Genomic DNA, 18,852 nt, shown 5'->3' with positions numbered 1-18,852 from the left:
GTCAGGAAACGGGTTTTTCGCCGCACAGCATCTCGCGCTTGCCGGCAAAGCCGGGCCGCCGCTCGACGGTGAAGCCGGCCGCGGCGAGATTGCGCCGCACGAAGCCGGCTGCGGCATAGGTCGCAAAACGCCCGCCCGCTGCGGTGAGCCGGAAAACCGCCTGCATCAGCTCCGGCGACCACATGTCCGGGTTGCGGGACGGCGCGAAGCCGTCGAGATACCACGCGTCGAAGGGGTCTTTCTCGCCGTTCAGGCTGTCGAGTGCCGCGCCGCAGACGACGGTGAGGCGGACGCGGGGTTCAAGCGCGATCTCCACGCGTCCTGTCGGCGCATCAGGCCATTTTTCGGTGAGCAGGCCGCGTTCGCGGTCGATCTCCGGCCAATGCGCGAGCGCGCGGTCGATGTCGGCGCGGGCCATCGGGAAGAGCTCGAAGGAGGTGAAGTGAAGGCTTGCGCCCTCAGGCGCGCTTTCGCGCCATTGCCGCCAGGTTTCGCACAGGTTGAGGCCGGTGCCGAAGCCGAGTTCGCCGATGCGGAAGGTCCCGTCGCGCTGCCAGCGGCGCGGCAGGTCGTTGCCATCAAGGAAGACGTGGCCGCATTCCAGCCGACCGTCGCTGCGGCAATAAAAGTGATCGTCAAAGGCACGGGAATAGGGCATATCGCCCTCGTGCCAATCGAGGGCCGTTTCAACAGTCGTATTTTCAGGATCGTGATCAGCCATGGCGCATGCCGATAATCGCGGGAAGGCCGCCGGTCAACCGGGCGTGGACCTGCTTGTCGTCGGCGGCGGTGTCATGGGCCTGTGGACGGCGCTCCATGCCGCGCGCAGCGGCCGCTCGGTCACGCTCGTGGAGAAGCGCCGGATCGGCGCCGGTGCCAGCGGCGGCGTGCTCGGCGCGCTGATGGCGCATCTGCCGGATCGCTGGAACGCCAAGAAGGCTTTTCAGTTCGAGGCGCTCGTTTCGCTGGAGGCCGAGGTCGCCGCGCTGGAGGCTGAAACGGGCCTCTCGGCCGGCTACCGCCGCTCCGGCCGCCTCATCCCGCTGCCCAAACCGCACAACCGCGATCTCGCTGTGCGCACGGCCGGTGAGGCGCTGTCCCATTGGCGGACGCCGGATCGCGCCTTCGCCTTCGAGGTTCTGGATCGCGCGCCCGCGGCCGGCTGGCCGGCCTCTGCGGCCATGGCGCATGGCGTCGTACACGACCAGCTTGCAGCCCGTCTCTCGCCCCGCGCGCTTCTTGCCGCCCTGAGGGCTGCGCTTGGGCAACTGGCGAATGTCACGATCCGCGAAGGTGTCGGGGTCTCCGGTCTCGATCCTCATGCCGGAGCGGCGCGGTTCGACGATGGTACGGATCTCTCCTTCGGTCATTGTGTGCTGGCGGCCGGTGTCGAGGCGTTCGACCTGCTCGAATCCTTTTCTCCACCGGTCGCGCGTCCCCTCGGCAGTGCGGTCAAGGGACAGGCGGCGCTGCTCAAGGCATCGGTCGATCCGGCATGGCCGGTGATATTCGCCGATGGTCTCTATATCGTGCCGCATGACGATGGCCTCGTTGCCGTGGGCAGCACCAGCGAGAACGACTTTACCGATCCGCACGGAACCGATGGCCTGCTCGACGCACTGATCGAGAGGGCGCGCGTGACGGCGCCGGTCCTTGCCGACGCGCCCGTCGTGGAGCGCTGGGCGGGGCTGCGGCCCAGGGCGATCGGCCGCGAACCGATGGTCGGCCGCCATCCCGATCACGGCCGCATCAGCCTCATGGCGGGCGGCTTCAAGGTCAGTTTCGGCATCGCCCACCGCCTCGCCTGCCAGGTACTGAACGAGATCGAGGGCGGCACGCTCGACGTACCGCCCTCTTTCGCCGTCGCAGCCCACTTCGAGGAAGCCCGACGTCTCTAGTGTTCCTTACATCCAGTAGGGCGGCACGCCGTAGTAGTCGTGGATAACCTTGCCATTCTGGCGGTTCCACTCGTATTCCGCATCGCTTTCGTAGTGCGGCGCCTTCTCGACCTGGTCCTTGGTGACGTCGACGCGGTAGCCGCCGAGGCCTTCGTCATAGTTCAGCTTGCTCCAGGGCAGCGGATAGTGATCGCTGCCGATACCGAGGAATCCGCCGAAGCTGAGCACCGCGTAGGAAACATGGCCGCTTCTCTTGTCGAGGATCAGGCGCTCGACCGAGCCGATATGCTTGCCATCGGCACCGTAGACGCTCGTGCCTTCGACCTTGTCACTGGCAATGAGATCCTGGGTTTCGCGAATGTTTGCATCCTGCATGGCCATAGTGTTTCTCCTTGGTTGACATGGACAGAAAACGGTTCCCGACGCTAATGGTTCCTCTCAAGTGCCAGATTTCGTTCGACTTCGGGCAGTCCGGTGCTAGGGTGAGGCTCTCCGCGACGGAGGGCGCGAGGCGATGGCCAAGGAGGTGGAATGACGGACAAGACTTATGCACGCGACCTTGTCGGCTACGGCCGTAATGCCCCGCAAGTGCGCTGGCCGGGCGATGCAAACATCGCCGTGCAGTTCGTGATCAACTACGAGGAGGGCGGCGAAAGCTGCATTCTGGACGGCGACCCGGCCTCCGAATGCCTGCTGTCGGAAATCGTCGGCGCAGCGGCCTGGCCCGGCCAGCGCAACCTCAACATGGAATCGATCTACGAATATGGATCGCGCGCCGGCTTCTGGCGGCTGCACCGTCTCTTCACCAGCCGCAATGTCACGACCACCGTCTACGGCGTGACGCTCGCCATGGCGCGCAATCCCGAAGCGGTCGCGGCTATGAAGGAAGCCGGCTGGGAGATTGCCAGCCACGGCTATCGCTGGCTGGAATACAAGGATTTTTCCGAGGAGACGGAACGCCAGCATATCCGCGAGGCCGTGCGCCTGCACAAGGAACTGACCGGCTCGCATCCGCTCGGCATGTACCAGGGCAAGCCCTCGGCCAACACGCTGCGGCTTGTCATGGAGGAGGGCGGCTTCGTCTATTCTTCCGATTCCTACGCCGACGATCTGCCCTACTGGGTGCCGGGGCTCGACGGCGAGCCCTTCCTGATCATCCCGTACACGCTCGAAACCAACGACATGCGTTTCGCCACGCCGCAGGGGTTCAATACCGGCGACCAGTTCTTCACCTACCTGAAGGACGCCTTCGACGTTCTGTATCAGGAAGGTGCGGAAGGCAGCCCGAAGATGCTGAATATCGGCCTGCACTGCCGCCTCGTCGGGCGTCCGGGCCGTGTCGCAGCACTTGCCCGGTTCGTCGATTACGTGCTTGGCCACGAGAAGGTGTGGATCCCGCGCCGTATCGACATCGCCCGCCACTGGATCGAGAACCATCATCCGTCGAAGGGCCGGGGCGCATGATCGAGCGCGCGGATTTCCTTGCCCGTTTCGGCGGCGTCTTCGAGCATTCGCCCTTCATTGCCGAGCGGGCGCTTGAGGCCGGCACCGTGGCGGAGCCGATGACGGCGGCCGGCGTGCATGCGGCGCTGACCGAAGTTTTCCGCAAGGCGAGCGCGGATGAGCAGTTGGGCGTGCTGCGGGCACATCCCGACCTCGCCGGCAAGCTGGCGATTGCCGGCGGGCTGACGGAGGACAGCCGCAAGGAACAGGCCGGCGCCGGGCTCGACCGGCTGAGCGCCGAAGAACATGCCCGCTTCACCGCGCTCAACTCGGCCTATACCCAAAAATTCGGCTTCCCCTTCATCATCGCCGTGAAAGGGCTGACGAAGGACGATATTCTCGCTGCCTTCGAGACGCGGATCGACAACTCCGCGCAGGAGGAATTCGAGACCGCGAAAACCCAGGTGGAGCGCATCGCGCTCCTGAGATTGACTGCTCTGCTCCCCGGAGACTGACGATGCCCGATGACCCACGACCGCCCTTCCTCTCCCCGGGAGGGCTGTCCGATGGCTGAGACACTGACGATCCGGCCCCTGAGCCCAGACGCCTTCGCGCCGTTCGGTACGGTGATCGAAGCGGACCCCGCCACCATGCGCCACATCAACGGCGGTACGACCGAGCGCTATCACGCGCTCGCGGAGGCCGAAGCGACGGGCGAGGATGCGAAGGTCATCATCAACCTCTTTCGCGGCAGTCCGCGCACCTTCCCCTATGCGATCGACATGATGGAGCGCCACCCGTTCGGCAGCCAGAGCTTCTCGCCGCTGGACGACAGGCCCTGGCTGGTCGTGGTGGCCGAGGATGAGGGCGGCCGGCCCGGCCGGCCGCAGGTGTTTCGCGCGGGCGGGCGCCAAGGCGTCAATTACCGGCGCAATGTGTGGCACCACCCGCTGATCGCGGTGGGTGCCGTCAGCGATTTTCTCGTCGTCGACCGTCTCGGCGGAGGCGTCAATCTGGAAGAGCATTTCTTCGACACGCCTTACATCATCGAGAAACCCTGAGAGGACGCCATGAGCAAGCCCGGACGCCTCACCACCCATGTGCTCGATACCGCGCTCGGCAAACCCGCCGTCGGTTTGCGCATCGATCTCTACTGGATCGAAAACGAGGAGCGCCAGCATATTACCACCGTCACGACCAACGGGGACGGACGCGTGGATGGCGCACTTGTCGAGGGCGTCGGTTTCATGGCGGGTGTCTATGAGCTGGTGTTCCACGCCGGCGATTATCTGCAGGGCACCGGCGCCGATCTGCCGGATCCGGCCTTCCTCGACCGCATCCCGTTGCGCTTCGGCGTGGCGGATCCGTCAAGCCACTATCACGTGCCCCTGCTGCTTTCGCCCTACGGCTACTCGACCTATCGCGGGAGCTAGAGCACGGCTTTCATCGCCTTGCCCGCCACATAGGTCTCGCGCACCGCGCGGTCGTCGCCCATGGTCTGGAGCAGGAAAAGCTCGTCGGTGAGGGAGCGTGTGACTTCCATCTTCAGCGCCATGGCCGGGGTGGCGGCGGCGTCCAGCACGACGAAATCGGCATCCGTGCCGGCCTCCAGCGTGCCGATATGGTCGGATAGCGAAAGCGCTTCCGCATTGCCGAGCGTCATGTGATAGAAGCTCTCGAACGGGTTCAGCCGCTCGCCGAGCAACTGCTGGATCTTGTAGGCCTCGTCCATCGTCTTCAGCATGGAATAGCTCGTGCCGCCGCCGATATCGGTGGCGACGCCGATCCGCACGGGTTTTTCGCGCCGCGACAGCGCCTTCAAGGGGAAGAGGCCGGAGCCGAGGAACAGGTTCGAGGTGGGGCAATGCACCGCGACCGCGCCCGCCTCGCTCATGGCATCCGCCTCGCGCTCGGAGAGATGGATGCAGTGGCCGAACAGGCTTTTGGGGCCGAGCAGGCCATACTTCGCGTAGATATCGGTGTAGTCGATGGCGTCGGGGTAGAGTTCGCCGGTAAAGCGGATTTCCTCGTGGTTCTCCGACAGGTGCGTCTGGATGTGCAGGTCGGGGAATTCCCGGGCGAGGGCGGCCGTCATTTCCATCTGCGCCGGCGTCGAGGTGATGGCGAAGCGCGGCGTGATGGCCACATGGTTGCGGCCCTTGCCGTGCCATTCGGCAATGACGGCGCGTGTCTCGTCATAACCCATCTGCGGCGTGTCGAGCAGGCCTTGCGGGGCGTTGCGGTCCATCATGACCTTGCCGCCGATCATGCGCATGCCGCGCTTCAGGGCCTCGGCGAAATAGGCGTCGGCCGAGGCCTTGTGCACGGAGCAGTAGGCGACGGCCGTCGTCGTGCCATGGCGGATCATCTCGTCGTAGAAGTGCCTTGCGATACGGGCGGCGTGCTCGCTTTCGACGAAACGGCATTCCTCGGGAAAGGTGTAGGTGTTCAGCCATTCGAGCAGGTTTGCGGCATAGGAGCCGATCACCTGCATCTGCGGGAAATGCAGATGCGTGTCGATGAGGCCGGGCAGGATGAGATGCGGGCGGTGATCGATCTCGTCGGCATCCGCGGCGGCCTCGGCGCGCACGGCGCCGTAGGGGCCGGCCGCGACGATCGTGCCGTTCTCGACCAGCAGGCCGCCGTCTTCCTCGTAGCGATAGCTTTCCGTGTCGTCGATGGCCTGCGGGCGGCGCAGGAAGGAGAGCAGGCGTCCGCGAACGAGGGTTTGTGTCATGGCGGTCAGCTTCCTTCCGTTGATGTTTCGAACCACGCGGTGATGAGGGCGCGTTCCTGGGGCGTCATGCCGGTGAGGTTGCCCGGCGGCATGGCGTGGCTGCGCCCTGCCTGCAGATAGATCTCGCGGGCATGAAGGGCAATCTGCTTGTCGTTTTCGAACACAACGTCTTTCGGTGCAGCCCGAAGCCCCTCCCAGGCGGGTTCGACCGCATGGCACATGGAACAGCGCGTCGAGACGAGATCGCGCACCGCGGGGAAGTGGCCGTTGGCGGCGAAGCGCTGGGCGGTCGGGGGCAGGGCGGCATCGGCACTCTCGCCGGTCAGCACCTTCGGCACGGTGGAGAGCCACATGATGACGAGGAAGATGAGCGCCGTGACGAGCCAGGTCCAGGTCGGCCTGCCCTTGCGGGCGTGGGTGGTGTTGAACCAGTGGCGGATGGTGACGCCCATCAGGAAGACGAGGGCGGCGATGATCCAGTTGAAGGCTGTCGCGAAGGCGAGCGGGTAGTGGTTCGACAGCATGAAGAAGATGACGGGCAACGTCAGGTAGTTGTTGTGGGTCGAGCGCTGCTTGGCGATGACGCCGTATTTAGGATCGGGCGTGCGGCCGGCGATGAGATCGGCCACCACGACGCGCTGGTTCGGCATGATGATGAAGAAGACGTTCGCCGACATGATCGTGGCGGTGAAGGCGCCGAGATGCAGGAAGGCGGCGCGGCCGGTGAAGACCTGCGTGTAACCCCAGGCCATGGCGACGAGGATGAAATAGAGGACGATCATCAGTCCCCAGGTGTTTTTGCCGAGCGGCGACTTGCAAAGCAGGTCGTAGAGGATCCAGCCGAGCGCCAGGGAGGCGAGCGAGATGAGGATCGCCACCGGCGTTGAGACATCCAGCACGTTGCGATCGACAAGGAAGAGATCGGCGCCGCCGTAATAGACGAGACAGAGCAGCGCAAAGCCGGAAAGCCAGGTCATGTAGCTTTCCCATTTGAACCACGTCAGATGCTCGGGCATCGAGGCCGGGGCCACGAGATATTTCTGGATGTGGTAGAAGCCGCCGCCATGCACTTGCCATTCCTCGCCATAGGCGCCGGCGGGAAGATGCGGCCGTTTCACCAGGCCGAGATCGAGCGCGATGAAGTAGAAGGACGAGCCGATCCAGGCGATGGCGGTGATGACATGCAGCCAGCGGACGGCGAAGGTCATCCATTCCCAGGCAATGGCATATTCGTACATGCGACGCGTCCCCTTCTCGATTTGTCCCGCAGTGCACATTGCGCAAGAATCGACGGGGAGGGAAGGGCCGCATTGGCGAGACTGCCTCTGCCTGCGGATGCGGCACGCAAAACGTCGCCCTGAACGGAACCGGCGCGGGGCGCAGGGTATTTCCGTATCATGACCTATGAACTCTATTACTGGACCGGCCTTCAGGGGCGCGGCGAATATGTCCGCCTTGCGCTTGAGGCCGCCGGAGCACCCTATCGCGACGTCGCGCGCGAGAAGGGTGACGATGTCATCGGCAAAGTGACCGAGGAAATGGCCACTCCTTCCTTCGCTCCGCCTTTCCTGAGGGATGGTGAGGTGGTCGTCGGGCAGGTGGCCGCGATACTGCTCTATCTGGGAGACAAGCTGGACCTTGCGCCGAGGGACCCGAAGCTGAGGCTCTGGACGCATCAAATACAGCTTACCATCGCCGATTTCGTCCTCGAGGGCCACGACGTGCACCATCCGATCGGTGCGGGGGAATATTATGAGAACCAGAAGCCGGAAGCGCTGCGCAGGGCGCGGGAATTCCGCAGCGCGCGCGTTCCCAAATTCCTCGACTGGTTCGAGCGGATCCTGGAGCGAAACGAGCAAAGCTCCGAACATCTCGTCGGGAAAGATCTGAGCTATGCGGACCTGTCGCTCTTCCAGGTCATGGACGGCCTTACCTATGCCTTTCCGAACCTGATGGGTGACCTTTACGGAGACTATCCGAAGATCAAAGCGGTTTGCGCCGTTGTTGCCGGGCACCCGCGGATCCGGGCGTATCTGGAGAGCGAGCGCCGCCTTGCGAGCAATGAGAGCGACCTTTTCCGGCATTACCCCGAGCTGGACGCCGAGGCTTGAGCCCTACGCCTCCGCTGGCATCGTCGCGAGGATCCAGTCGCGAAAAGCACGTATTTTCGCGACGTTACGGCGGTTCAACGGATAGGCCAGCCAGTAATCCCGACCATCGTTGCAGGTAAGCTCGAATGGCTGGAAGAGCTGTCCGGCGGCGATCTCGGAGCGGAAATGGCCGGGATTGAGGATGGCGACGCCCTGGCCGGCGATCGCCACCTGCGCATCGATGGTCTGCGTGCCAAGTTCGTTTGGCGGGAAGCGTTCGAGGCCGGGATCGTCGATGCCAGCGGCGGAAAACCAGCTGCGCCACCAGTCGTCTCGCGCGCTGACGATCGGCAGTTTCAGCAGGTCCGAGGGCGTTTTCACGCCGCCGATCGTCTCGGCCAACGCCGGGCTGAGCATGGGCGTGAAGTTCATGCGCATCACGCGGTGGCAGTCGAGGCCGGGCCAGTCGCCTTTCCCCCAGCGGATCGCCACATCCGCCTCTTCCTTGGCGAAGTCGATCACGTCCTGCGAGGTGGAGAGGCGCACGGCGATGCTCGGGTGCTTCAGTTGGAAATCGCCGATGGAACGGCTTAGCCATTGCAGCGCAAAAGTGGGCGTCGAGTGTATGTGCAGTTTTTGCTCGCTCGCGCCGCGCAGGTCCCCGACCGCCTCGGCGAGCTTGGCGAGACCTTCCTCCACCTTGGGCCGCAGACGCTCGCCCGCTTCGCTCAGCACGACCTGGCGGGGCTGGCGCAGGAAAAGCGTCACGCCAAGCATCTCCTCCAGAAGCTTGATCTGGTAGCTGACCGCCGTCTGGGTCATGCCGAGCTCGTCGCCGGCGCGGGTGAAGCTGCCGTGGCGCGCGGCGGCTTCGAAGACGCGCAGCGCGTTGAGCGGGAGCGACCGGGACATCTTCAAGGCCAAGTTCTCTTTATGGATACAGATGAACGTTCGATTGGAATTCCAACATTTTCCGGCGCATCGTGCAATCCATCATTGGAATTTTCGAGGCTTAACCATGTCCTACACTGTTCAACGGGAGCCCGCCGGTACCCTGCCGTTTCGTGAACTCACCGTCTGGCAAAGGCTGTCCCATGGCATTTTCCGCCGGCGGCTGGCGGCCGTTGCGCGGCTCGACATAGCTGCGCTGTCGGACCACCTGAAGCGGGATCTCGGATTTCTTGACGGGCGCTGCTAGAGCCACCGTCTGGTGCCGCAGTTGATCCCGCTTCGGCTGCTTCAGGTCTTCGCGGCGAAGGCGACGAGCAGTTCGGCGGCGGTCATGGCGGCGATGACCTCCGGGCGCTTGTCGTTCACAACCGTTCCGCCGATCGGCAGCACGAGCCTGTCGGCCACGCTGCGGTCGATGCTGTCCTCATCCAGCGTGTGCAGGAAGCTGGCGCGCTTCGACTTCGAGCCGACCATGCCGATATAGGCGAGGTCGGTGCGGGCGAGCGCCTCGCGTGCGATCAGGAAGTCGAGCGCGTGATCATGCGTGACGATGACGACGGCCGAGCCCGGCGGAATATCGGCGATCAGCGATTCCGGCATGGCGCTCAGCCTGTGATGCACCTCCGAGGTCATCTGGTCGAGTTCGGTCTCGCGGGCTTCCACGACGAAGACCTTGAACGGCAGGGGCGTGAGCGCATCGGCCAGAGCGCGCCCGACATGGCCGGCGCCGAAGATCCAGACCTGCGGCTTGCGCCGCTCGTCCTCGGCCAGCCGCGCATCCAATGCGGCGCGGGCGGGCTCGTCCGCAAAGGTGAAGGACAGCGTGACGCGCCCGCCGCAGCACTGGCCGATTTCGGGGCCGAGCGGGATATCCAGTACCGCCTCGCCGCCGGCTCCTGCCAGCAGCTTGCGCGCGTTCTCGATGGCTTCATATTCCAGTTGCCCGCCGCCGATGGTGCCGTGGATATCGGCCGGCGCCACCACCATGAAGGCGCCCGCGTCGCGCGGGGCCGAGCCCTTGACCTCGGTGATGTCGACGATGATGACGCGGTGTTCCCGGGCGAGAAAACCCTCCAGGCTGTCCTGCAGAAAATTCATTGCTGTCTTCTTGTTCGCTTCTTATTGGTTGTTCTTCTTACTGGGCGGTCCAGCCGCCATCGACGGAGATATGGGTACCGTTGATCGATTTCGCCGCATCGGAGGCGAGGAAAAGCGCGATGGCCGCGACCTCGTCCGTACCGACGAATTCCTTGGTCGGCTGGAATTTCAGCATGACATCCGATTTGACCTCGGCCTCGCTGATGCCGCGGGCCTTGGCCGTGTCGGGGATCTGCTTTTCGACGAGGGGTGTCAGCACATAGCCGGGGCAGATGGTGTTGGCGGTGATGTGGTTTTCGGCGACTTCGAGCGCCACCGTCTTCGTGAGACCCATGACGCCATGCTTGGCGGCGACATAGGCGGCCTTGAAGGGGGAGGCGACCAGGCCGTGCGCGGAGGCGATGTTGATGATGCGGCCCCAGCCCTTGCGCTTCATGTGCGGCACGGCGTTGCGGATGGTGTGGAAGGAGCTGGAGAGGTTGATCGCGATGATCTGGTCCCACTTCTCGACGGGGAAGTCCTCGATCTTCTCGACGTGCTGGATGCCGGCATTGTTGACGAGGATATCGACGCCGTCGAACTGTTCCACCGCCGTCTGGATGAGGTCGGAAATCTCGTGCGGTTTGGTCATGTCGGCGGGATGGTAGAGCACCTTGCCCGTGCCGAGCCCGTCGAGCTTGGCGCGGATCGCCTCGATCTCATCGGCCGCGCCGAAGCCGTTGATGACGACATTGGCGTTGTTTTCGGCAAAGGCGGTGGCGATGGCGAGACCGATGCCGCTGGTCGAGCCGGTGACGACGACGCTTTTCATGTGGGCAATCTCCAGTTCATGCTCTGATGTGGCAGCCTACGCCCAAAATTCAAGCAATGACAATTGCGTTTTGCGCGCGGTACAGTCCCGCTGGAAGCGGAGCGGAAAGTGCGTTTTATTTTCCTTTGACATTCGTTTTTGTATCGTATTGAAGATTTCGAAGGGTCCTGGAGAGACCCGCAACGGGAGGGCGGAATGAGCGGATATGTTCTCGCGATCGATCAGGGCACGACATCGAGCCGGGCGATCGTCTTCGACGGCAAGCAGAAGGTCGTCGGTTCGGGACAGAAGGAATTCACGCAGATCTTTCCGCAGTCCGGCTGGGTGGAGCACGATCCCGAGGAGATCTGGGAGAGCGTCGTCTGGTCGGTGAAGGCCGCGTTGAAAAAGGCCGACGTCAAGGCTTCGGACATTTCCGCCATCGGCATCACCAACCAGCGCGAGACGGTCGTGGTGTGGGAGCGCGCGAGCGGCAAGGCGATCCACAACGCCATCGTCTGGCAGGACCGCCGCACGGCCTCCTATTGCGAAAAGCTGAAGCGGCAGGACCTGGAAAAGACCTTCACGAAGAAGACCGGCCTGCTGCTCGATCCCTATTTCTCCGGCACCAAGCTGTCGTGGCTGCTGTCCAATGTGAAGGGTGCGCGGGCGCGTGCGGCCAAGGGCGACCTGTGCTTCGGCACCATCGATTCGTTCCTGATCTGGCGGCTGACGGGCGGCAAGGCCCATGTCACCGACGCCACCAATGCCAGCCGCACGCTGATGTACAACATCGCCGACAACAGCTGGGACGACGACCTCCTCGACATCCTGCGCGTGCCCGAGGCCATGCTGCCCGAGGTGCTGGACTGCGCGGCGGATTTCGGCGTGACGGAGAAAAGCCTGTTCGATGCGGAAATCCCGATCCTCGGCGTGGCCGGCGACCAGCAGGCGGCGACCATCGGTCAGGCCTGTTTCGAGCCGGGCATGATGAAATCCACCTACGGCACCGGCTGCTTTGCGCTGCTAAACACCGGCACCGACATGGTGCGCTCCAAGAACCGCCTGCTCACCACCATCGCCTACCGGCTCGATGGCGAGACGACCTATGCGCTGGAAGGATCGATCTTCATTGCGGGTGCGGCCGTGCAATGGCTGCGCGACGGGCTGAAGGTCATCAAGTCGGCCGCCGATACCGGCGATCTCGCGGCCAAGGCCGATCCGACGCAGAATGTCTATCTGGTGCCGGCCTTCACAGGGCTCGGTGCGCCGCATTGGGACCCGGATGCGCGCGCGGCGATCTATGGCATGACGCGCAATACGGGGCCGGCGGAATTCGCCCGCGCCGCGCTTGAAGCCGTGTGCTACCAGACGCGCGACCTGCTCGACGCCATGCACAAGGACTGGAAGGCGAACGGCAAGGAAACGGTGCTGCGCGTCGATGGCGGCATGGTCGCCTCCGACTGGACGATGCAGCGCCTTGCCGACATCCTCGACGCGCCCGTCGACCGTCCGACGATTCTGGAGACGACGGCGCTGGGGGCCGCCTGGCTCGCCGGCCAGCGCGCCGGCGTGTGGCCGGACCGCAAGGGCTTCGCCAAGTCCTGGGCGCGCGATACGTGCTTCGAGCCCAAGATGGACGAAAAGACCCGTGCCACGAAGATCAAGGGCTGGAAGGATGCGGTGCGCCGCACGCTGAGCGCCGGCTGATATTCGTTTTCGAAGGGAGGGCGGTCAGCCGCCCTTCCAGTCCGCGCGGTTCAATTCGTACCACACCTCGCCCTGTTCGCAGCCCGGGAAGATGTCCGGGCCGGAGACGGCGACGGTGCGTGTGTGGCGCATGCCGAGCTTTTCCATGACGCGGCGCGAGGGATGGTTCACCGCCATGGTGCAGGCGGTGATGGTGTCGTAGCCGGCGCGTTCGAACCCCAGTTCACCAGCGCGGCAGCACTTTCCGATGCAAAACCGTGGCCCCATTCGGCCTGTCGCAGGCGGTAGCCGAGTTCGGCCTGCGTTGCCGTTTCCGGCCACAGGCAGATCCAGCCGACGAAGGTGCCGGTGGCCGTGCGGCGCACCGTCCAGACGTAGGGCTCGGTTCCGCGCGGCATGAGGAAGGTCGCATCCGGGTCGCTCTCCTCTTTTCCGACCGCGTGGCCGCCATTGAGAAAACGCATGACTGCGGGATCGCTTTCGAGCGCGATGAAATCGGCGCGGTCGTCGGGTGTGCACGGGGTGAGTGTCAGCTGCTTCGTCTGCAACACGGTCATCGGTGCGGTCCTCTTTCTGGCTGCGACTATGCCCCGGTTTTTCCGCTTGGCCAGTCCGTTCCGGCAGATCCATGCAGAAAAACGGTGCATGGCGGCGGGCGGGGCTGTATGGATCGGCCGTTTCGTCAAGGGAGATCGCCATGCCGCAGGCCGAAGACCGGTGCGCGCCGCCGATGCCCGCCACCGTGCCGGGCCGGGCTTGCGACAGTTGCACGCTCTGTTGCCGGTTGCCGGATATCGACCTGTTCGACAAGCCGGCCAATGCCTGGTGCACGCATTGCATCGAGCACAAGGGCTGTTCGATCTACGCGGCGCGGCCGTCCGTCTGCCGGGATTTCCTCTGCCTGTGGATGACGGACGCGACACTCGGCGCCGACTGGGATCCATCACGTTCGCACATGATGATCTACCGGCAGGGACCGCAGGTGACCGTCCTGGTCGATCCTGACCACGCGGATATCTGGCGGCGGGATCCGTATCACGCGCAGTTGCAGGCCTGGGCCGCCGAAGGGGCGCCTGTGGGCGGCTATGTCATCGTGTTCCAGCAGGACGACGTCTTCAAGATCTGACCCGGTGAAAATAATCCGGTGCGGCCTGTCGGCAGACGCGCTACCTCTACGTCTTCCAGCCAACGGGAGGTTTCCATGCTGTACGCTGTTCTCTGCTACGATTCCGAAAGCGAAGTCTGTGCCTGGTCGAAGGAGCAGGACGACAAGGTCATGGCCGATCTTGGCGCCGTCAACCAGCGTTATGCCGAGGCCGGCAAGCTGGGGCCCGTCGCCCGCCTGATGCCGACGACCGCGGCCGTGACGGTGCGCAAGGGCGCGACCGACGCCATCGTGATGGACGGGCCGTTTGCCGAGACCAAGGAACAGTTCCTCGGCTTCTTCGTGGTGCAGGCCGAGACGCTTGAAGAGGCGATCACCTTCGCGCGCGAGCTGTCCGCTGCCAATCCGGCCCACGGCACCTATGAAATCCGTCCGCTGCAATATTTCATGCCGGGAGTGCCCATCGCATGACGGACCCCGGCTGGATCGATCTTGCGCTCACATCGGCGCGGCCGCAGGCCATGGGCGCGCTTCTGCGCTATTTCCGTGACCTCGACCTCGCGCAGGAGGCCTTTCAGGAGGCCTGCCTTCGGGCGCTGAAGACCTGGCCGGAAAAGGGACCGCCGCGCGACCCGGCGGCCTGGCTGATCTTCGTCGGCCGCAACAGCGGCATCGACCAGGTGCGCAAGCGGGCGAAAACCCAGCCGCTGCCACCCGAAGAAGTGCTGTCCGACCTCGAGGACAGGGAGGCTGACATGGCCGACCGGCTGGACGGCGCGCATTACCGCGACGATATCCTGCGGCTGCTCTTCGTGTGCTGCCATCCCGAATTGCCGGCCACGCAGCAGATCGCGCTGGCGCTGCGCATTGTGTCCGGGCTTTCCGTGCGGCAGATCGCGCGCGCCTTCCTCGTCTCCGAAGCGGCGATGGAACAGCGCATCACGCGCGCCAAGGCGCGGATCGGCGCGGCGGGCGTTGCCTTCGAGACGCCGGACGCGGTGGCGCGGGCCGAACGGCTCGGCCGCGTCGCCGCGATGATCTATCTTGTCTTCAACGAGGGCTATTCGGCCGGCGCGCCGGAGAAGCTCGACACGCCGTTCTGCGCCGAAGCGATCCGGCTGGCGCGGCTTCTGCTCATGCTGTTTCCGGCCGAGCCGGAGATCATGGGCCTGACGGCGCTGCTGCTGCTCCAGCACGCGCGGCGCAAGGCGCGTTTCGACGGCGACGGGCAGATCGTGCTTCTGGAAGACCAGGACCGGTCGCTCTGGGACCGCGGCATGATCGACGAGGCGCTGGTGCTGATCGACAAGGCGCTGCGCCACCGCGCCCCCGGGCCATTCCAGATCCAGGCGGCGATCGCCGCGCTGCATGCCCGCGCGCCGACGGCGGCGCAAACCGACTGGCTGGAGATCGACCTTCTCTACCAGACGCTGGAACGGCTTCAGCCGTCTCCCGTCGTCACGCTCAACCGGGCGGTGGCGGTGTCTAAGCGGGAAGGGCCGGAAGCCGCACTGGCGCTCGTGGAGCCGCTTGCCGATGTGCTTTCGGGCTATTTCTATTTCCACGGTCTGCGCGGCGGGCTGTTGAAGCAGCTCGGCCGCTATGCCGAGGCCCGCGACGCCTTCGGCAAGGCGATCGCGCTGGCCACGAGCACGGCGGAAGCGGCCCATATCCGCCAGCATCTCGACAGCCTGCAACGCGAGATGGCGGCGGGTACGGCGCCTTCGGCCGCTCCGTAAACACACTGTTTCCCGCGCGGGGGTTTCAACTGCGTCGTCGACGCCATATTTCAGGGGAAATCCTCTCATCTGGAACATCCCATGGAACTTGGTCTCTATACCTTCGCCGATGTCGATCCCAATGCCGCCGACAAGGGACAGGAAGGAGAGCGGCGGCTGAAAGAGCTGTTGGAAGAGATCGAGCTTGCCGATCAGGTCGGGCTCGACGTGTTCGGGCTCGGCGAGCATCATCGTCCGGATTATGCGGCGTCGGCGCCTGCCGTCGTGCTGGCGGCGGCTGCGGCGCGCACGAGGACCATCCGGCTTTCCAGCGCGGTGACGGTTCTGTCGTCGGACGATCCGGTGCGTGTGTTCCAGCAGTTTTCGACCGTCGATCTCATTTCCGGCGGGCGGGCCGAGATCATGGCGGGGCGCGGTTCCTTCATCGAATCCTTCCCGCTGTTCGGCTATGCGCTCGACGATTACGACAAGCTCTTCGAGGAGAAGCTGGATTTGCTCGTGGCGCTCAACGAGAGCGAGACGGTCTCGTGGAACGGCACCACACGCGCGCCGCTGCCGGGGCTCGGCGTTTATCCGCGGCCGGTCCATGGCCGGCTGCCGATCTGGATCGCCGTCGGCGGCACGCCGCAATCGGTGGCGCGGGCAGGCGCCTATGGCCTGCCGCTGGCGCTTGCCATCATCGGCGGCACACCGGCGCGCTATGCGCCGCTCTTCGACCTCTACCGCGAGGCCGCGCGCCGCGCGGGCCAGGATGCGGCGGGGCTGAAGACGAGCATCAACGTTCACGGCTTCATCGCCGACACGACGCAGGAGGCGGCCGACACGTTCTACGGCCCGCAGGCCGCGGTGATGAACCGCATCGGCGGCGAGCGCGGCTGGGGACCGACCAGCCGGGCGCAGTTCGACCAGTCCATCGGGCCGGACGGCCATCTGTTCCTGGGCGACCCGGAGACGGTGGCGCGCAAGATCGTGGCGCATCAGCGGATCTTCCGCAACGACCGCTTCCTGTTGCAGATGGCGATCGGGCTAATGCCGCATGACCGGCTTCTGCGCGGGATCGAGCTTTACGGCACGAAGGTCGCGCCGCTGGTTCGCGAGATGCTGGCCGAGGAGAAGACGGTGGATGTGCCCGCTTCCGCCTGACAGCGGCGCGCGGTTGTGCTAGGACGCCCCGCGAAAGAGAGATGCGATGACCCTGGAGAATGACGAAGACCTGGAGGGCCTGAAAGCCATCGGGCGGATCTGCGCCAATGTGCTGCAGCATATGTCGACGGCCGCGCGGCCGGGCATGACCACCGGTGAACTCGACCTGATCGGCCGGCGCATGCTGGAGGAGGCGGGCGCCACCTCCGCGCCGGAGAGCTGCTACAAGTTTCCGGGCGCGACCTGCATCAGCATCAACGAGGAAGTGGCGCACGGCATCCCCGGCGACCGCGTGATCCGGAACGGCGATCTCATCAATATCGACGTTTCGGCGGTGCGGGACGGCTATTTCGCCGATACGGGCGCATCCTTCACCATGGGCCGGTCGTCGCCGGCGGTGGAGCGCCTTTGCCGTGACGGCAAGCGGGCGCTCTGGGTGGGGCTGAAGGAGGTCAAGACCGGAAAGCCGTTCGCACAGGTGGGCAACGCCATCGGTGAATTCGCCCGCAAGAACCGCTATACGCTGATCGCCAATCTTGCGAGCCACGGCGTCGGCCGGTCGCTGCACGAGGAGCCGGCGGAAATCGCGACCTGGCCCGACCCGCAGGAAAAGCGCCGCATGACGGAAGGGCTGGTCTTCACCGTGGAGCCGTTCCTGTCGCTCGGCGCCAACTGGGCGGGCAGCGGCGAGAAGGACGAGTGGACGCTCTACAGCGAGCCGAGCGCGCCGACCGTGCAGTTCGAGCACACGGTGGTGGCCACCCGCAACGGGCCGCTCGTCGTCACGCTGCCGGGCTGAGCCTTCAACGGCGCTGATCGACGGATCAATTTATCTCGTTTGTTCGCCTGCTGCCGCGGTGCCATGGTCGCATCATGATGCAGTGCACAAAATTCCTGTCCCGCGAGCCGGTCCGCGCCGCGCTATCCGGCGCGGTGGCGATGGCCGTTGCGATGGGCATCGGCCGGTTCTTCTATACACCCGTGCTGCCGGGCATGATGGCGGGGCTCGGTCTCGACGCGGCCCAAGCGGGCGTGATCGCCGCGGCGAATTTCGCGGGCTACCTGCTGGGGGCGCTGCTCGCCGCGCAAGGCTGGGCCGCGGGGCGCGAGAGGTATCTGGCGATCGGCGCGCTCGCCGCCACCGTTCTCTTGCTCTTTGCCATGGCGCTGGCGTCCGATGTCATCGTGCTCTCCGTCATTCGATTTCTGGCGGGGCTCGCCAGCGCCTTCGCCATGATCTTCACCTCCGGCATCGTGCTCTCCATCGGCCTCAGCCACGGCGATCCGCGTGTGCAGCGGGCGCATTTTTCCGGCGTCGGCTTTGGTATCGCGGTTTCGGCGGTGCTCGTCTATGTTCTTTCACTGGTTCCGCCGACGGCGATTTCGCCATGGCGCATCGACTGGCTGGCCGGCGGGCTTCTGGGCGCTGCCGGCCTTGCTTTGGTCGTGCTGCTTCTGCCCCGTCCGGCCGCGCAGAGCGGTATCGGGCGCGAGCCGCCTATCCGATGGACGCGGCCGCTCGTCGCGTTGACGGCGAGCTATGGGTTGTTCGGCATCGGCTATGTCGTCACCGCCACCTTCATCGTGGCCATTGCGCGCGAGGGCGCGCATGATCCGCTGCTGGAATGCCTCACCTGGCTGGTGACCGGGGCGACGGCGGCGATCTCCCTCTTTGCCTGGCGCCCTGCCGAGCGCCGTCTCGGTATCGCGGCGACCTATGTGGCGGCACTTCTGCTGGAGGTCGTCGGTGTCGCTGCGACCGTCGTGCTGCCGTTTCCGGCATCGGCCCTCATCGGCGGCGCGCTGCTCGGCTTCACCTTCATGATCGTGACGGCTTACGGGTTGCAGCTCGGCCGCAGGCTGGCGAGCGAAAGCCCGCGCCAGGCGCTGGCGCTGATGACGGCCGCCTTCGGCGTCGGCCAGATCGTCGGTCCGCTCGGCGCCGGCGTGCTGGCCGCGCACACGGGCAGCTACGTGTTGCCCAGCCTCGTTGCAGCCGGCATCCTGCTGATCGCCGCGGTGACGGCCGCCGCCGGCGGAACGCTTTCCATTAAATCTCCGTAATGCCGGCGCACGGGAATTGTTGCGGCGCGCAAACTCCTCTAGATTCAGGGTGAATTGGCGGTGCCGCTGCCGCTGAACGATCGA

The 18,852-nt window shown here is 65.1% G+C and carries 22 protein-coding genes; 14 read left to right on the top strand and 8 right to left on the bottom strand.

The window, feature by feature from the left end:
• Position 1: 1 nt before the first annotated feature.
• The gene (gene mnmD, locus GR158_RS02875; RefSeq protein WP_160869819.1) at positions 2 to 721 is read right to left on the bottom strand and encodes a tRNA (5-methylaminomethyl-2-thiouridine)(34)-methyltransferase MnmD; all 720 of its coding nucleotides are present in this window, start codon (positions 719 to 721) and stop codon (positions 2 to 4) included.
• On the opposite strand from mnmD, the gene GR158_RS02870 reads away from it, so the two are divergent.
• Positions 720 to 1,898, top strand: a complete 1,179-nt coding sequence (locus tag GR158_RS02870; protein ID WP_160869817.1) for an FAD-binding oxidoreductase — start codon at positions 720 to 722, stop codon at positions 1,896 to 1,898. The genes mnmD and GR158_RS02870 overlap by 2 nt on opposite strands.
• Positions 1,899 to 1,904: 6 nt before the next feature.
• Here the strand turns inward: GR158_RS02870 and GR158_RS02865 are convergent, their stop codons facing one another.
• Positions 1,905 to 2,279: a PRC-barrel domain-containing protein gene (locus GR158_RS02865; protein WP_160869815.1), complete on the bottom strand. Its 375-nt coding sequence runs from the start codon at positions 2,277 to 2,279 to the stop codon at positions 1,905 to 1,907.
• A gap of 150 nt (positions 2,280 to 2,429) precedes the next feature.
• Between GR158_RS02865 and puuE the strand changes: the two genes are divergently transcribed.
• From puuE to uraH, 4 genes are read left to right on the top strand one after another with little or no spacing between them, the layout of a single operon-like run.
• A complete protein-coding gene (puuE, locus tag GR158_RS02860) occupies positions 2,430 to 3,362 on the top strand; it encodes an allantoinase PuuE (RefSeq protein WP_134646867.1) in 933 nt (310 codons plus the stop codon).
• Positions 3,359 to 3,856 carry a 2-oxo-4-hydroxy-4-carboxy-5-ureidoimidazoline decarboxylase gene (uraD, locus tag GR158_RS02855; protein WP_160869813.1) on the top strand — a complete coding sequence of 166 codons (498 nt, stop codon included), beginning with the start codon at positions 3,359 to 3,361 and terminating at the stop codon, positions 3,854 to 3,856. The genes puuE and uraD overlap by 4 nt, the downstream gene beginning before the upstream one ends.
• A gap of 51 nt (positions 3,857 to 3,907) precedes the next feature.
• Positions 3,908 to 4,402 (top strand): ureidoglycolate lyase, encoded by a 495-nt coding sequence (locus GR158_RS02850; RefSeq protein WP_134646872.1) that lies wholly within the window; start codon positions 3,908 to 3,910, stop codon positions 4,400 to 4,402.
• 9 nt (positions 4,403 to 4,411) lie between these two features.
• Positions 4,412 to 4,774 carry a hydroxyisourate hydrolase gene (gene uraH / locus GR158_RS02845; protein ID WP_160869811.1) on the top strand — a complete coding sequence of 121 codons (363 nt, stop codon included), beginning with the start codon at positions 4,412 to 4,414 and terminating at the stop codon, positions 4,772 to 4,774.
• Here uraH and guaD read toward each other — a convergent pair.
• Both guaD and puuD read right to left on the bottom strand, forming a co-directional pair.
• Entirely contained in the window at positions 4,771 to 6,078 is a 1,308-nt protein-coding gene (guaD, locus tag GR158_RS02840) for a guanine deaminase (RefSeq protein ID WP_160869809.1), read from the bottom strand. The two genes, uraH and guaD, sit on opposite strands and share 4 nt — an antisense overlap.
• A 5-nt stretch (positions 6,079 to 6,083) precedes the next feature.
• On the bottom strand, positions 6,084 to 7,316 hold the full coding sequence (gene puuD / locus GR158_RS02835; RefSeq protein WP_160869807.1) for a urate hydroxylase PuuD: 1,233 nt from the start codon (positions 7,314 to 7,316) through the stop codon (positions 6,084 to 6,086).
• A 159-nt stretch (positions 7,317 to 7,475) separates the two neighbouring features.
• On the opposite strand from puuD, the gene GR158_RS02830 reads away from it, so the two are divergent.
• Complete coding sequence (locus GR158_RS02830) at positions 7,476 to 8,189, top strand: glutathione S-transferase (RefSeq protein ID WP_160869805.1); 714 nt, start codon at positions 7,476 to 7,478, stop codon at positions 8,187 to 8,189.
• Positions 8,190 to 8,192: 3 nt separating this feature from the next.
• Here the strand turns inward: GR158_RS02830 and GR158_RS02825 are convergent, their stop codons facing one another.
• Positions 8,193 to 9,080, bottom strand: coding sequence for a LysR substrate-binding domain-containing protein (locus GR158_RS02825; RefSeq protein ID WP_202402121.1), 888 nt, complete (start codon positions 9,078 to 9,080; stop codon positions 8,193 to 8,195).
• 106 nt (positions 9,081 to 9,186) lie between these two features.
• Here GR158_RS02825 and GR158_RS02820 point away from each other — a divergent pair, with 106 nt between their 5' ends.
• Positions 9,187 to 9,366 (top strand): hypothetical protein, encoded by a 180-nt coding sequence (locus GR158_RS02820; protein WP_160869803.1) that lies wholly within the window; start codon positions 9,187 to 9,189, stop codon positions 9,364 to 9,366.
• A 41-nt stretch (positions 9,367 to 9,407) separates the two neighbouring features.
• Here GR158_RS02820 and xdhC read toward each other — a convergent pair whose 3' ends face one another.
• The gene (gene xdhC / locus GR158_RS02815; RefSeq protein WP_160869801.1) at positions 9,408 to 10,217 is read right to left on the bottom strand and encodes a xanthine dehydrogenase accessory protein XdhC; all 810 of its coding nucleotides are present in this window, start codon (positions 10,215 to 10,217) and stop codon (positions 9,408 to 9,410) included.
• Positions 10,218 to 10,254: 37 nt separating this feature from the next.
• On the bottom strand, positions 10,255 to 11,028 hold the full coding sequence (locus GR158_RS02810) for a 3-hydroxybutyrate dehydrogenase (protein ID WP_160869799.1): 774 nt from the start codon (positions 11,026 to 11,028) through the stop codon (positions 10,255 to 10,257).
• 195 nt (positions 11,029 to 11,223) lie between these two features.
• Between GR158_RS02810 and glpK the strand changes: the two genes are divergently transcribed.
• Positions 11,224 to 12,717, top strand: a complete 1,494-nt coding sequence (gene glpK, locus GR158_RS02805; protein ID WP_160869797.1) for a glycerol kinase GlpK — start codon at positions 11,224 to 11,226, stop codon at positions 12,715 to 12,717.
• A gap of 167 nt (positions 12,718 to 12,884) precedes the next feature.
• Here the strand turns inward: glpK and GR158_RS02800 are convergent, their stop codons facing one another.
• Positions 12,885 to 13,274: a GNAT family N-acetyltransferase gene (locus GR158_RS02800; protein WP_202402120.1), complete on the bottom strand. Its 390-nt coding sequence runs from the start codon at positions 13,272 to 13,274 to the stop codon at positions 12,885 to 12,887.
• A 140-nt stretch (positions 13,275 to 13,414) separates the two neighbouring features.
• On the opposite strand from GR158_RS02800, the gene GR158_RS02795 reads away from it, so the two are divergent.
• The 6 genes from GR158_RS02795 (at position 13,415) to GR158_RS02770 (ending at position 18,768) form a co-directional block, all read left to right on the top strand.
• Positions 13,415 to 13,843, top strand: coding sequence for a YkgJ family cysteine cluster protein (locus GR158_RS02795; protein WP_246665510.1), 429 nt, complete (start codon positions 13,415 to 13,417; stop codon positions 13,841 to 13,843).
• Between the two features lie 75 nt (positions 13,844 to 13,918).
• Positions 13,919 to 14,293: a YciI family protein gene (locus GR158_RS02790; RefSeq protein ID WP_134646892.1), complete on the top strand. Its 375-nt coding sequence runs from the start codon at positions 13,919 to 13,921 to the stop codon at positions 14,291 to 14,293.
• On the top strand, positions 14,290 to 15,561 hold the full coding sequence (locus GR158_RS02785) for an RNA polymerase sigma factor (RefSeq protein ID WP_160869795.1): 1,272 nt from the start codon (positions 14,290 to 14,292) through the stop codon (positions 15,559 to 15,561). The genes GR158_RS02790 and GR158_RS02785 overlap by 4 nt, the downstream gene beginning before the upstream one ends.
• A gap of 81 nt (positions 15,562 to 15,642) precedes the next feature.
• Positions 15,643 to 16,704 carry an LLM class flavin-dependent oxidoreductase gene (locus GR158_RS02780; RefSeq protein ID WP_160869793.1) on the top strand — a complete coding sequence of 354 codons (1,062 nt, stop codon included), beginning with the start codon at positions 15,643 to 15,645 and terminating at the stop codon, positions 16,702 to 16,704.
• A gap of 46 nt (positions 16,705 to 16,750) precedes the next feature.
• Positions 16,751 to 17,503: a type I methionyl aminopeptidase gene (map, locus tag GR158_RS02775; RefSeq protein ID WP_160869791.1), complete on the top strand. Its 753-nt coding sequence runs from the start codon at positions 16,751 to 16,753 to the stop codon at positions 17,501 to 17,503.
• Positions 17,504 to 17,577: 74 nt separating this feature from the next.
• Positions 17,578 to 18,768, top strand: coding sequence for a YbfB/YjiJ family MFS transporter (locus GR158_RS02770; protein WP_160869789.1), 1,191 nt, complete (start codon positions 17,578 to 17,580; stop codon positions 18,766 to 18,768).
• The last annotated feature ends 84 nt before the right edge of the window (positions 18,769 to 18,852 follow it).

This window comes from Shinella sp. AETb1-6, assembly GCF_009826875.1.
Lineage (GTDB): Bacteria > Pseudomonadota > Alphaproteobacteria > Rhizobiales > Rhizobiaceae > Shinella > Shinella sumterensis.
This window is presented reverse-complemented; position numbering and strand designations above follow the sequence as displayed.

Bases quoted from the DNA above. Each gene is read 5' to 3' on its own strand.
- uraD (WP_160869813.1), top strand. From the start codon at position 3,359: ATGATCGAGCGCGCGGATTTCCTTGCCCGTTTCGGCGGCGTCTTCGAG.
- GR158_RS02770 (WP_160869789.1), top strand. From the start codon at position 17,578: ATGATGCAGTGCACAAAATTCCTGTCCCGCGAGCCGGTCCGCGCCGCG.
- GR158_RS02870 (WP_160869817.1), top strand. From the start codon at position 720: ATGGCGCATGCCGATAATCGCGGGAAGGCCGCCGGTCAACCGGGCGTG.
- xdhC (WP_160869801.1), bottom strand. From the start codon at position 10,217: ATGAATTTTCTGCAGGACAGCCTGGAGGGTTTTCTCGCCCGGGAACAC.
- glpK (WP_160869797.1), top strand. From the start codon at position 11,224: ATGAGCGGATATGTTCTCGCGATCGATCAGGGCACGACATCGAGCCGG.
- mnmD (WP_160869819.1), bottom strand. From the start codon at position 721: ATGGCTGATCACGATCCTGAAAATACGACTGTTGAAACGGCCCTCGAT.
- puuE (WP_134646867.1), top strand. From the start codon at position 2,430: ATGACGGACAAGACTTATGCACGCGACCTTGTCGGCTACGGCCGTAAT.
- GR158_RS02790 (WP_134646892.1), top strand. From the start codon at position 13,919: ATGCTGTACGCTGTTCTCTGCTACGATTCCGAAAGCGAAGTCTGTGCC.
- GR158_RS02800 (WP_202402120.1), bottom strand. From the start codon at position 13,274: ATGACCGTGTTGCAGACGAAGCAGCTGACACTCACCCCGTGCACACCC.
- GR158_RS02795 (WP_246665510.1), top strand. From the start codon at position 13,415: ATGCCGCAGGCCGAAGACCGGTGCGCGCCGCCGATGCCCGCCACCGTG.
- GR158_RS02820 (WP_160869803.1), top strand. From the start codon at position 9,187: ATGTCCTACACTGTTCAACGGGAGCCCGCCGGTACCCTGCCGTTTCGT.
- GR158_RS02865 (WP_160869815.1), bottom strand. From the start codon at position 2,279: ATGGCCATGCAGGATGCAAACATTCGCGAAACCCAGGATCTCATTGCC.
- GR158_RS02780 (WP_160869793.1), top strand. From the start codon at position 15,643: ATGGAACTTGGTCTCTATACCTTCGCCGATGTCGATCCCAATGCCGCC.
- puuD (WP_160869807.1), bottom strand. From the start codon at position 7,316: ATGTACGAATATGCCATTGCCTGGGAATGGATGACCTTCGCCGTCCGC.
- GR158_RS02810 (WP_160869799.1), bottom strand. From the start codon at position 11,028: ATGAAAAGCGTCGTCGTCACCGGCTCGACCAGCGGCATCGGTCTCGCC.
- GR158_RS02850 (WP_134646872.1), top strand. From the start codon at position 3,908: ATGGCTGAGACACTGACGATCCGGCCCCTGAGCCCAGACGCCTTCGCG.
- map (WP_160869791.1), top strand. From the start codon at position 16,751: ATGACCCTGGAGAATGACGAAGACCTGGAGGGCCTGAAAGCCATCGGG.
- uraH (WP_160869811.1), top strand. From the start codon at position 4,412: ATGAGCAAGCCCGGACGCCTCACCACCCATGTGCTCGATACCGCGCTC.
- GR158_RS02830 (WP_160869805.1), top strand. From the start codon at position 7,476: ATGACCTATGAACTCTATTACTGGACCGGCCTTCAGGGGCGCGGCGAA.
- GR158_RS02825 (WP_202402121.1), bottom strand. From the start codon at position 9,080: ATGTCCCGGTCGCTCCCGCTCAACGCGCTGCGCGTCTTCGAAGCCGCC.
- guaD (WP_160869809.1), bottom strand. From the start codon at position 6,078: ATGACACAAACCCTCGTTCGCGGACGCCTGCTCTCCTTCCTGCGCCGC.
- GR158_RS02785 (WP_160869795.1), top strand. From the start codon at position 14,290: ATGACGGACCCCGGCTGGATCGATCTTGCGCTCACATCGGCGCGGCCG.